Origin of the sequence: Stenotrophomonas maltophilia (assembly GCF_003970865.1) — a bacterium.
In the GTDB taxonomy this organism is placed as follows: domain Bacteria; phylum Pseudomonadota; class Gammaproteobacteria; order Xanthomonadales; family Xanthomonadaceae; genus Stenotrophomonas; species Stenotrophomonas maltophilia_AR.
In genome coordinates this window covers 18,972-29,907 of the sequence record NZ_RXLZ01000060.1, presented here as the reverse complement: position 1 = coordinate 29,907, position 10,936 = coordinate 18,972, and the positions used below count along the sequence as shown (strand labels likewise).

The window sequence follows — 10,936 nt, the reverse complement described above, 5'->3', positions numbered from 1 at the left end:
TAGCATCCGTAGAATGTAATAGTGGTGGGTGAACTCACGTGGTGGTCTTGCCGGGTATGTTCACCTCTCGTTTGAGTACTGTGCTGGATGTCATGCATATGTTTTTTTTTCAATGACGCGAGCCCCCACGGATCCTACACGCGGACGTTCGTCGGCAGCGTCAGATGTGTAAAAGAGCCAGGCGCCAGCACCGTTCCACTGCTGCCAACCAGCGCCCACGCGCAGGCCGCCACTCGAAGCTACGATCTGCCCGCCCAGCCACTGGCGGCCGCGCTGGACGCCTACAGCCGGCTGACCGGTGTTGATCTGGTGATCGGCACGGCGCTGCCCCCAGGTCATTCGGCGCCTGCGCTGCGCGGTGACTTCGACGATGCGCAGGCCCTGACGCGCCTGCTGGCGGGCAGCGGCCTGCGCCCGCGCTTCGTGGATGCGCGTCGTGCCGCCCTGGAACCGGCGCCGGCTGAACGTACCGATGGCAGCCGCCGCACCGGCCCGCTGCGGGTGCAGGGCACAACCACGCACGGCCAGGCGCCGGGTGCAGGTGCCAGCCAATATGTACCGGCCACCCGCGATGGCTTTGCGCCCACGGTCGGCAGCGAGCGCGTGGCGATGGCCGAACGCCAGGAAGGCAACAGCCTGCTGCGCTCGATGCCCGGCACCCACAGCTTCCATTCGCGCAGCCAGCCGGGCCTGCAGGTCAACATCCGCGGCATGACCGGTGCCGGCCGGGTCAACACCATGATCGACGGTGTCACCCAGACCTTCCGCAACAATGCCGGGCATGGCTCGGGCGGTCCGTTCGCCTATGTCGATCCTTTCCTGCTGGCCGGCGTGGACGTGCAGCGCGGTGCGGTCGCCGGTGGTGATGGCGCGGGCACGCTGGCCGGCAGTGCCAACTTCCGCACGCTGGATATCGACGATCTGCTCGGTGAAGGCCGTGACTGGGGCCTGCGTGCAGGCTATCGCCACGGCAACAACGGCTACGGCAGCGGCCGTACCTTCGCCGGTGCCTGGCGCCACAGCGAAGAGGGTGGCGACCGCCAGTTCGGCCTGCTGGCCGCTGCCAGCAGCAGCCGCAGCAGCGAGTACGCGACCGCGCGTGGGCAGAAGAACAACGCCGACCCGGGCAGCCAGCAGCCCAGCAGCTGGCTGTTGAAAGCACGCCTGCAGCCCAGCGACCAGCATCGGCTGGACCTGAGCCACATGCATTACGAAAACGACTTCTACCACAACTATCCGTGGCAGATTTCCGCGCGCAACCAGCGCGCCAGTTACCACTACACGCCCTATTCGCCGTGGATCGACCTGCGCGCGACCTTCGCCAGCAACAAGACCCGGCTGTTCTATCCGCCGGTGGAGGCGTCCAGCTACATCGGCCGCCGCACCCACAGCAGCCTGAGCAGCTGGACCGTGGACAACACCAGCCGCTTCGACATCGGGGCACTGCAGGCGCGCTGGAACACCGGCATCAAGCACCAGTCGGACATCTATGTGGCCGATACCCCCATCCTGCGCGGTGCCAACCCGCAGGGTCGCAGCCAGCTGGACAGCGTGTTCAGCACGCTGGAGCTGCAGTACGACATCTACGCGCTGACCGCCGGCCTGCGCCAGGACCGCTTCGGCATCCGTGGCCACATCCCGGTGTGCTCGGATGTGCCCGGTCAGTGCACGGAGATCAATGGCGGCGACATCGACGTGCGTCGCACCGAGCGCGCACTCAGTCCGAGCCTGGCGGTTTCACTGCAGGCCACCGACTGGCTGCAGCTGTTCGCCGAGGTCTCGCGCACGTCGCGGCCGCCGCGCGTGCAGGAAATGTTCTTCGAGAAGATCCCGCTGGAGGACGCCAGCGTTGCCGACGGCATCGGCGCCAATCCGTTCCTGCACCGCGAGCGCTCGCGCAACCTGCAGTTCGGCGCCAACCTCAGCACCGACTCGCTGCTGGTCGACGGTGACCTGGCACAGCTGCGGGTCACCCACTTCGACAACCGCATCCGCGACTACATCAAGCCGCAGTACCTGCTGATCGTGCATCCGCCGGAAGTGGAACCGTTCGTGGTGCCGATCGACAGCGATCCGCAACTCAATGCCTGGACCGATGTGCTGGACGCCGACGACTTCAGCGCCACCACGCGCTGGATGAACCACCCCGGTGTGGTGCGCATGCGCGGTATCGAACTGGAAGCGCATTACGCCAGCGAGCACTACCACGCCACGCTGAGCTGGACCCGCTCGCGCACCAGTGCGCCGGCCATCGAGTTCGTCAACCTGGAAGACATCACCGCCCTGCCCGACCGCTACTGGACGCTGGACGTGGGCGGCCGCTGGTGGCAGCAGCGCGTGCAGGCCGGCCTGCGCGCCGAGTACTCCGGCCCGACCGAGGAAGGCTACGACTTCTTCCAGACCCGCAAAACCGGCGGCACCGGCGTGCTGCTGGACTTCTACGCGAGCTTCAAGCCCCAGGCCAACACCACGCTGTGGCTGAACATCGAAAACCTGCAGAACAAGGCCTATGACAACAATGCCTCGATCGACAGCATCTTCAGCCCGATCCTGGACCGCGGCAACGGCCGTGGCCGTACCGTCTCGATGGGCGTCAATGTGGCGTTCTAGCCGTCGCTGGCTGCCCGTGTGCCTGCTCGCGCTGGCGACAGTGGCCAGCGCGCAGCCGATGCCTGGCACGGTGATCGACCTGGCCAACGGCAAGCACCTGGACGAAGCCGCATTCGTGACGCGTGCGGCGGACGCCCAGCGGCTGCTGCTGGGTGAACGCCATGATCTCGCCGGAGACCACGCCGCCCAGCGCTGGCTGCTGCAGGCCCTGCAGCGGCAGCGCCCCCAGGGTTCGCTGGTGCTGGAAATGATCGCCAGCGAGCGCCAGCCACGCCTGCAGCGGGTGCAGCGCTGGCTGGCCAAGGGCAACCAGGCCGAAGGTGCACGCCTGCAGGAACTGCTGGACTGGGATACGCGCTGGCCGTGGGCCGCGTATGGCGGGCTGGTACGGGATGCTGCCGATACAGGCACGCCGCTGTTCGGCGGCAACCTGTCGCGTGCCGAGGTCAACGCGCTGCTCGCGTCCACCGAGGACGTGCGGTTCCCGGTGGCCGCTGCCCGCCAGCGCCTGTCGGCGGTGGTGCTGGCCCAGCACGCAGACGCAGCACCGATGCTGGAAGGGATGCTGGCCGTGCAACAGGCCCGCGATACGCGCATGGCACAGGTGCTGCTCGATGCGCCCGCGCCGGCGCTGCTGCTAGCGGGGCGCTGGCATGTACTGCGCGGTACCGGGGTACCGGGCTACCTGTCACCGGCTACGCCTGCGCTGGTGATCGCATTGGCTTCGCCGGGTGAAACCGTCGATGCGACGGATGCCGATCTGCTGTGGGTGCTGGACGATGAGTGAGCGTGGCCAACACTGGCAGGCGATCGCGATCACCGTCGTCCTGCACCTGCTGCCCCTGCTGTTGTTGGTGCACTGGGTCGCAGTGCCGCCGATGCTGCCGCCGCCGGAGCAGGACGTGCGCATCAGCCTGCGCCTGCTGGCACCGGCCACGCCGCCACAGCCCGTAGAGGAGCGCCAGGCCGACACCCCCAGCCAGGCGCAGCAGGCGCGTGCATCGCAACCGACAAAGTCGCCCCCGCCACCGAAGCCCACCGCTGCGCGCGAGGGCGAGTTGGCCGCCAGCGAAACGGGCGGGACGGGTCGAAAGCCGCTGCCGGTCGCCCCGCCGGCGGCCGCGACCGATGCCAGTCCCGCACCGGCATCGATCACGGCCGCTCCGCCCGCTCCAGACGCGCCACCGGCGGACTTCCAGGCCGGCGCCGCCAGCGACCAGTGGGAAGCCCGCCTGATGGCGCGGCTGGAGCGTTACCGCTATTACCCTGCCGCCGCGCGCTCGCGCCGGCAGCAGGGCACTGCCTGGGTCAGGGCCAGCATCGACCGCGAAGGCCGCCTGCTGGCACTGCGGCTGGAACAGTCCAGTGGCCAGCCGATGCTCGATGACGCTGCGCTGCAGACCTTCCGTCGCGCGCAGCCGCTGCCGCCCATTCCCGGTGAACTGAAGGCACCACAGGAACTGGTGGTGCCGGTGGAGTACTACCTGCGCTAGGCGGCGTAGGCCTCCGCCTCGATCTCGAACAGCATGCCGTCCAGCGCCAGTCGCGGCACCGGGATCAGCGTGCAGGTGGGCGCCGCACGGTTCGGCCAGCGCCGCCGCACCTGGTGGGCAATGATGCCCAGCCGATCCTCATCGTGGCCGACCACCAGGATGCGCAACCGCGCCACATCAGCCAGGCTTGCGTGTGCCGAGCGCAGCGCGGTCTGCAGGTTGTCCAGCGCCTGCCCGACCTGTTCTTCGAAGCTGGGTGAGAGACGGCCCTGGGCATCTTCACCGCCCTGCCCGGCCACGTGGATCACCCGTGCCGGCAGGCGCACCACCGCCACGTGTGAGTAGCCGTTGGCCGAAGGATCGTAGAGGCCCGGTGGATTGAACAGCTCCAGCAGGCCATGGCTGAGGTCCGGTGTGGTCAGCAGGTTCATGCCGCGCGCCTCGTGGGGGTTGCCGGCAGTCTGTGACCTCAACCCGGGTTGAGGTCAAACGGATCCGGTGCAACAGACCGGTCTGCCACGCGCAACGATCACGCGTTCCCGTGGACTCGAGCCTGCTCGACTTCCGCTGACGAAAAGCAGTCGAGCAAGCTCGACTCTACAGAAGCGTGGTCACGTCCACGCCGGGTCCGCCGTGAAATCGATGGTCAGCCAGAACGTGCTGCCGCGCGCATCCAGCCGCACCGCGATCTCGTCGCGCATCGCATCGACCTCACCCACCGAGCCCAGCGGCATGGCCGGGTCGGCCAGTACATGGATCTCGATGAAGCGCATCCGCCCCATCTTCGCCACGTGACTGGTGAAACCGGCATAGCCACGCTCGGCCACGAAGGCCTGCATCACCTGCTGCACGCGCCGGTCCAGATCGTCTGGCGCCACCTGCAGTACTTCGCGCATGGCCTTCCACGCACTGCGCGCGGGCACAGGCAACACCGCCAGGCTGATCAACGCCAGCACGATCGAATCCAGGTACGGCACCCAGTGGTGCCACTCACCACCGTGCAGGACCAGCGCCAACACGAAGGCCAGTACCACCGCCAGGCTCATCAACCCACCCAGCAGCCAGCCACGCACGTCCAGCCACAGCAGCGCCGAGCGCAGATGCCGCGCCCGCTGGGCGACAAACGCCGCCATCGCCAGGTTGCTGGCACTCAGCAATGCCGCCCACCACAGCGCGGGCCCGAATTTCACTTCGTGCCCGCCCGTGGTCAAACCAATCACCGCGTTGGCCAGCGCATACACGCAGGCCAGCGACAGGATCACCCCGCCGAGTGCCTCGACCATCGGCTCCAGGTGCCAGTAGCCGTACTGGAAGCGCGGACTCTGTTCCCGCGCCACCAGCCGCAGCACCGACAACGACACCAGGGTCAGGGCGACGTCGACCAGGCTGTACACACCGTCGAACAGGATGGCCTGCGATCCCACCAGCAGGCCACCGCCGAAGCCGACCGCGCTCACCGCAAGGGTGACCCCGATCGAGAACTTCAGGATGCGTTGCTCGCGCGCGGTATCCATCGTCCGCTGAGGAACCAACCGTTGCCGGTCAGGCCTTCAGCACCTCCACCCTGTACGAGACCGCATCACCCTCCTGCTCGATGATGAGCCCGTGAACGTCCGACTCGAAGCCCGGGAAACGGGCGTTCTGCTCGCGGGCGATGCGCAGCGACTGGATGATCGGCTCATCGCTGTCGCCGAAGCGTTCGCCCGGCATGATGGTCGGAATGCCCGGCGGGTACGGCACCAGCATGGTCGCAGCGATGCGGCCACTGATCTGCTCGATGTCGACCCGCTCGATCTCGCCCTTCACCAGATGGTTGTAGGCATCGGCCGGAGTCATCACCGGGGTCGGCAGATCCACGTACATCTCGCGCATCACCTTGGCCACCGCGAATTCCTGGTTGAACGCATGCAGCGCGTCACACAGGTCACGCAGGCCCCAGCCGGCATAGGCGTTCGGATAATCGGCGGCCAGCGTCGGCAGTGCCTGGCTCAGCGGCGCGTTGCGGTCGTAGAGCTCCTTGAATGCCATCAGCTCGGTGACCAGGGTGCTCCACTTGCCCTTGGTGATGCCCATCGAGAACAGGAACAGCACCGAGTACAGGTTGGTCTTTTCCACAGTGATGCCGCGGCCCCACAGGAACTTGCTCAGCACCGCCGCCGGGATGCCCAGCTTGCCCATGCTGCCGTCCATCGCCAGGCCCGGGGTCAGCAGGGTCACCTTGATCGGGTCGATCAGTACATAGTCGTCAACCAGATTCTCGAAGCCGTGCCAGTGCGCATCCGGCTGCAGGTACCACTCCTCGCGCTTGGCCACCAGCGGTGCCGGGGTATCGCCCTTGTCCAGGCTGCGCTCGACCTGGGTCGGCTGCCATACGCTGAACCACCAGTCGTCGCGCCCCAGGTCATCGCGGACATGCAGCATCGCGCGGCGGAAGGCGATGGCTTCGTCATGCATTTCCTGCACCAGCGAGCGGCCGGCATCGCCTTCCATCATCTTCGACGCCACGTCGCAGGCCGCAATCACCCCGTAGTGCGGGCTGGTCGAGGTATGCATCATGAACGACTCGTTGAAGCGCTCCGCGTCCAGGTTGCGCTGTGCCGAATTGCGTACGTGGATCATCGACGCCTGCGAGAACGCCGCCAGCAGCTTGTGGGTCGAATGCGTGGTGAAGATGATCGCATCCTGCTCACGCGGCTTGCCCTTGGCCATGCCGTAGTGGTTCTCGTAGAACGGGTGGAACGCCGCGTAGGCGTACCAGGCTTCGTCGAAGTGCAGGAAATCGACCGCGCTGCCGATCTCGTCGGCGATCTTCTCGGCGTTGTAGCACAGGCCGTCATAGGTCGAGTTGGTGACCACCGCGATGCGTGGCTTGGAACCGGCCTTGTAGGCCTGGCTGGCCAGCGGGTTGGCGGCGATGCGCTGCTGCAGCGACTCGGGCGTGAACTGGTCCAGGCTGATCGGGCCGATGATGCCGTGCGCGTTGCGGCTGGGCGTGAAGTACACCGGCACCGCGCCAGTCATGATCAGCGCGTGCAGCAGCGACTTGTGGCAGTTGCGGTCGACGAACACCACGTCACCGCGCGCCACCGTGCCATGCCAGACGATCTTGTTGGCGGTGGAGGTGCCATTGGTGACGAAGAAGGTATGGTCGGCACCGAAGTTGCGTGCTGCCTCGTTCTCGGCATCCTTGATCGGGCCGGTGTGATCGAGCAGCGAACCCAGCTCCGGCACCGAGATCGACAGATCGCTGCGCAGGGTGTTCTCGCCGTAGAACTGATGGAATGCACGGCCGACCGGCGATTTGGTGAACGCCACGCCGCCGGCATGGCCCGGCGTATGCCAGGAATAGTTCGACTCGGCCGCATGATGGATCAGCGCCTTGAAGAACGGCGGCAGCAGGTTCTTCATGTAGTCTTCGGCCGCGCGCATCACCTGCCGCGAGATGAAGCTCTTGGTGTCTTCGAACAGGAAGATGAAGCCGTGGATGTATTTGAGCAGCTTGCTCGGCACCTTCTCGATGGTGCGGCGCTCGCCGTACAGGAACACCGGCAGGTTGGCGCGGCGCGCGCTCTGCTCGCGCAGGAAGGCGGTCAGGCGCTGGAACTCGCCATCCACTTCCTCGCTGCCGTCGATCGAGATCAGCACCGCCGAGGCCGCCACGTAGGTACGGGCACCGGCGCGGGCATCATCCAGGTTCAGGCCGCACAGCACGCGCTGGTCGTTGCTGCGCAGCTCTTCCACCAGGGCGCGGATCAGGATGCCACCAATGCGCGGCGACTCGTAGTCGTTGTCGATGACAATGACCGGATAGTCCAGGGACTTGAAGTACACGTTGATTCTCCTTGTCTAACTCAGGAACGCTGGGCGCCGGCGCTGATGACCGAGGCCTCGCGGGCGCGCTGCCGCTGCTGGCGGCGCTCCTCGCTGAAGAAGGGATAGAACACGGTGATGAACAGCACGAACAGGAAGGCGTACTGCACGATGGTTCCCGACGAGCCGTAGATCGCCCACAGGCAGTACACGACGGTCAGGCTGGTCAGGGTCCAGAACGCACCGGTGTGGACCAGGGTGTGCGAACGTTCGACCACGAAGTAGCAGGCCACGCACGAGTAGATGTAGGGCAGCAGGGTCAGCACCACCGCCGCCGAGGTGATCACGTCGAACTGGGCCGAGGCGGTCTTCGAGGTGGAGGTGACCAGCACCGCCAGGGTCATCAGCACGGCCACGATCAGCACGCCCTTGACCGGTACGTCGTCCTTGTTGGTCTTGCTGAAGATGCTCGGGAACAGGCCGTCATCGGAGGCCGCCTTGGCACTCTGCGCGGTCAGCAGGATCCAGCCACCCAGCGAACCGGCGGCGCCGATGAAGGCACACAGGCTGACCAGCGCACCGCCCCAGCCACCCACTGCCTTGGCGGCAGCCAGTGCGAACGGCGCATCGGAGGTCTGCAGCTCGCCATTGGGCACCATGCCCATGATCACCGAGGAGCTGGCGATGTAGGCGATGGCGGCCAGAAACACACCGGCCAGGGTGGCACGGGCCACGTTCTTTTCCGGGTTCTCCACCACGCCAGCGGTCACCGAAGCGGATTCGACGCCGATGAAGGCCCACAGGGTCAGTGCCGCAGCGCTGGAGATCGCGCCAAAGTTGGATTCACCGGACACGTTGTAGGCGCCCTTGAAGATGTCGGCATCGAAGAAGAACCAGCCGAAGATGGCGATGCCCAGGATCGGCACCAGCGCGAAGCTGGTGGTGACCGTCTGCACGCGGCTGACGAACGCCGGGCCGATCATGTTGGCGAAGCTCAGCGCCCACACCAGGATCAGCACCGCGATGCAGCGCACCAGCGGCTCGGACAGGATCGGGAAGAAGTAGCTGAAGTAGCCGACCGCTGCGATCGGGATGGCGACGTTGCCGATCCAGTTGGCGAACCAGTAGATGGTGTTGGTCTGGAAGCCCATGTAGGGCCCGAACCAGTCACGCGCATAGGCGTAGGGGCCGCCCGCCTTGGGTGCCAGCTTGCCCAGCTTGGCAAACACGAAGGCCAGCAGCAGCGCGCCCGCGGTGGTGATCAGCCAGCCCCAGATCGAGGCGGTACCGATCTTGGCCAGGCTGGATGGCAGCAGGAACACGCCTGAGCCCATCATGTTGCCGGCGACGAGGAAGGTGGCTCCGACCACCCCGATTTTCTTTGCTTCTGCCATGACAATCTCCTGTACTGGCATGAGCCCGGTGCAACCGGGCGTGGGGACGGTTACGCTGGCGTACGACCGCTGGCGCCTATCTGATGAAGTTGTATTGCAGGCTGCCCTGCACCCGGACGGTGTCGCCACGCGCGCCACCCTGCTGTTCGAGGCGGCCGTACAGCAGCTCCATGCCCATCGTCCACGACGGTGCCGGGCTCCAGATCAGGTTGAACACGCCGTAGCGGCTCTGACGGAATGCGTCGGCCGCCAGTGCAGCATTCCGCTCCAGGGTCAGCTGGCCGAAGATCAGGTTCGAACGCCACAGCTCGGACCAGTAATGCGTGTAGCCAACGAAACCACCGTGCAGGTCCAGCGCATCAAGGCGGCCATCGGCACCGACCACCGCGTCCAGCCCGGAGCCGGTCAGGTCGGCGGTGTAACGGCTGAGACCGCGCCCGCCGAGGGCACCGAACAGCAGCAGGTCGCGCTCGCCCACCGACGCCGATCCGCTCAGCTGCAGGCCACCGGCCATGCGCCGGTCGCGCTCATCGTCACCGTCATAGGCCAGGCTGCGTGCCACCGCGCCCAGTTGCAGGTGGCCCCAATCGCGCTCCATCCGCGCAGTCACCGTTACATCCGGCAGCCGGTTCACTGCGGCGCGCTCATCGCTGGCACCGGCAAGTTCGGTCTTCGGATCTTCGGCGGCGACGGTCAGGGTGTTGCCCTTGCCCATCGCAAAGCTGTGGTGGATGCCGGCCACCAGCAGGTAACCGGCGCCGCCGGGGCCAGCGAAATCCAGCGTGTCGGGCAGGCTGTCCGGATCCATGAAACTGGAGTAGCCGTAGCCCGCGTAGGTATTGCCGAGCTGGCCATAGGCGTGGCGCAGGCGGAATTCGTAACCATCACTGCTGCCGAAGAAGTCGTTCTCCAGGTAGAAGCGCAGGTTGCCGTGCGTGGTCGGGCGCCGCGCCTCGAAACTGAAGCGGGTCTGCTTGGCATGGATGTTGAAATTGGACACGTCACGATGGCGGCCGCCCACCGGCATCGACGAAGGAATGAACTGATCCTCATCGCCCGCCGCGCGCGAATCGGCGATGGCATCGAGCTTGGCGTAGCCACCGATGCGGATCACCGTATCGGTGCCGGGAATGGCGAAGAAACCCTTCAGATCCGGGTCGGTTGGGCCGGCCGCACTGTCCGGTCGCGATGCCGCGGTGGATGGATCGGCCACCGATTCACGCTGCGGCAGCACCGGTTGTGCCACGCCCGGCACCTGGGTGGGATGCAGCAGAGGGGTATTGCCCACAGGTGCGATCGCGGGCGCAGGTGCCTGGGCGATGGCAGGCGCAACCGCGCCATCGCGCTGCTCAAGCCGATCCAGGCGCTGCTGCATGCCTTCCAGTGCCTGACGCATGGCCGCGATCTCTCGGCGCAGCGCCTGCGCGTCCTCCTTGTCATCAGCCTGTGCATATGCCGGCGTGATCGCCAATGCGGTCAAACAGGCCAGACTCAGTACCGCCACGCGCATTGCATCCTCCCTGGACGTCCATGTTCATCGCGCAGCCCGAACGCGCGCATGCGCGGCTCCGGCCCCACGTTGCCGTTGCTGGAAATGCGGATACTGCGTCGACGGCAGCGGCCAGCCTG

At 66.4% G+C, this 10,936-nt stretch carries 8 protein-coding genes; 3 read left to right on the top strand and 5 right to left on the bottom strand.

The genetic code is table 11. The features are described 5' to 3' along the window. Positions 1-198 precede the first annotated feature (198 nt). Genes EKL94_RS17595 through EKL94_RS17585 form a run of 3 tightly spaced genes read left to right on the top strand, consistent with a single transcriptional unit; the run spans position 199 to position 4,103 of the window. The gene (locus EKL94_RS17595; protein ID WP_126930060.1) at positions 199-2,610 is read left to right on the top strand and encodes a TonB-dependent receptor; all 2,412 of its coding nucleotides are present in this window, start codon (positions 199-201) and stop codon (positions 2,608-2,610) included. After that, on the top strand, positions 2,597-3,397 hold the full coding sequence (locus EKL94_RS17590) for a ChaN family lipoprotein (protein ID WP_126930059.1): 801 nt from the start codon (positions 2,597-2,599) through the stop codon (positions 3,395-3,397). Before EKL94_RS17595 ends, EKL94_RS17590 begins: the two co-directional genes overlap by 14 nt. Beyond that, the gene (locus EKL94_RS17585; protein WP_126930058.1) at positions 3,390-4,103 is read left to right on the top strand and encodes an energy transducer TonB family protein; all 714 of its coding nucleotides are present in this window, start codon (positions 3,390-3,392) and stop codon (positions 4,101-4,103) included. Before EKL94_RS17590 ends, EKL94_RS17585 begins: the two co-directional genes overlap by 8 nt. Here the strand turns inward: EKL94_RS17585 and EKL94_RS17580 are convergent. The 5 genes from EKL94_RS17580 to EKL94_RS17560 form a co-directional block, all read right to left on the bottom strand. Beyond that, positions 4,100-4,534, bottom strand: coding sequence for a RidA family protein (locus tag EKL94_RS17580; protein WP_126930057.1), 435 nt, complete (start codon positions 4,532-4,534; stop codon positions 4,100-4,102). The two genes, EKL94_RS17585 and EKL94_RS17580, sit on opposite strands and share 4 nt — an antisense overlap. Positions 4,535-4,714: 180 nt before the next feature. Continuing rightward, entirely contained in the window at positions 4,715-5,617 is a 903-nt protein-coding gene (locus EKL94_RS17575) for a cation diffusion facilitator family transporter (RefSeq protein WP_057501437.1), read from the bottom strand. A 28-nt stretch (positions 5,618-5,645) separates the two neighbouring features. Further along, complete coding sequence (locus tag EKL94_RS17570; protein ID WP_126930056.1) at positions 5,646-7,934, bottom strand: Orn/Lys/Arg family decarboxylase; 2,289 nt, start codon at positions 7,932-7,934, stop codon at positions 5,646-5,648. Between the two features lie 20 nt (positions 7,935-7,954). After that, a complete protein-coding gene (adiC, locus tag EKL94_RS17565) occupies positions 7,955-9,307 on the bottom strand; it encodes an arginine/agmatine antiporter (RefSeq protein ID WP_126930055.1) in 1,353 nt (450 codons plus the stop codon). A 76-nt stretch (positions 9,308-9,383) separates the two neighbouring features. Further along, positions 9,384-10,817, bottom strand: coding sequence for a DcaP family trimeric outer membrane transporter (locus EKL94_RS17560; protein WP_126930054.1), 1,434 nt, complete (start codon positions 10,815-10,817; stop codon positions 9,384-9,386). Positions 10,818-10,936: the final 119 nt, after the last annotated feature.

Coding starts and splice junctions, on each gene's coding strand:
- EKL94_RS17590 (WP_126930059.1), top strand. CDS start 2,597: ATGTGGCGTTCTAGCCGTCGCTGGCTGCCCGTGTGCCTGCTCGCGCTG.
- EKL94_RS17580 (WP_126930057.1), bottom strand. CDS start 4,534: ATGAACCTGCTGACCACACCGGACCTCAGCCATGGCCTGCTGGAGCTG.
- adiC (WP_126930055.1), bottom strand. CDS start 9,307: ATGGCAGAAGCAAAGAAAATCGGGGTGGTCGGAGCCACCTTCCTCGTC.
- EKL94_RS17585 (WP_126930058.1), top strand. CDS start 3,390: ATGAGTGAGCGTGGCCAACACTGGCAGGCGATCGCGATCACCGTCGTC.
- EKL94_RS17560 (WP_126930054.1), bottom strand. CDS start 10,817: ATGCGCGTGGCGGTACTGAGTCTGGCCTGTTTGACCGCATTGGCGATC.
- EKL94_RS17575 (WP_057501437.1), bottom strand. CDS start 5,617: ATGGATACCGCGCGCGAGCAACGCATCCTGAAGTTCTCGATCGGGGTC.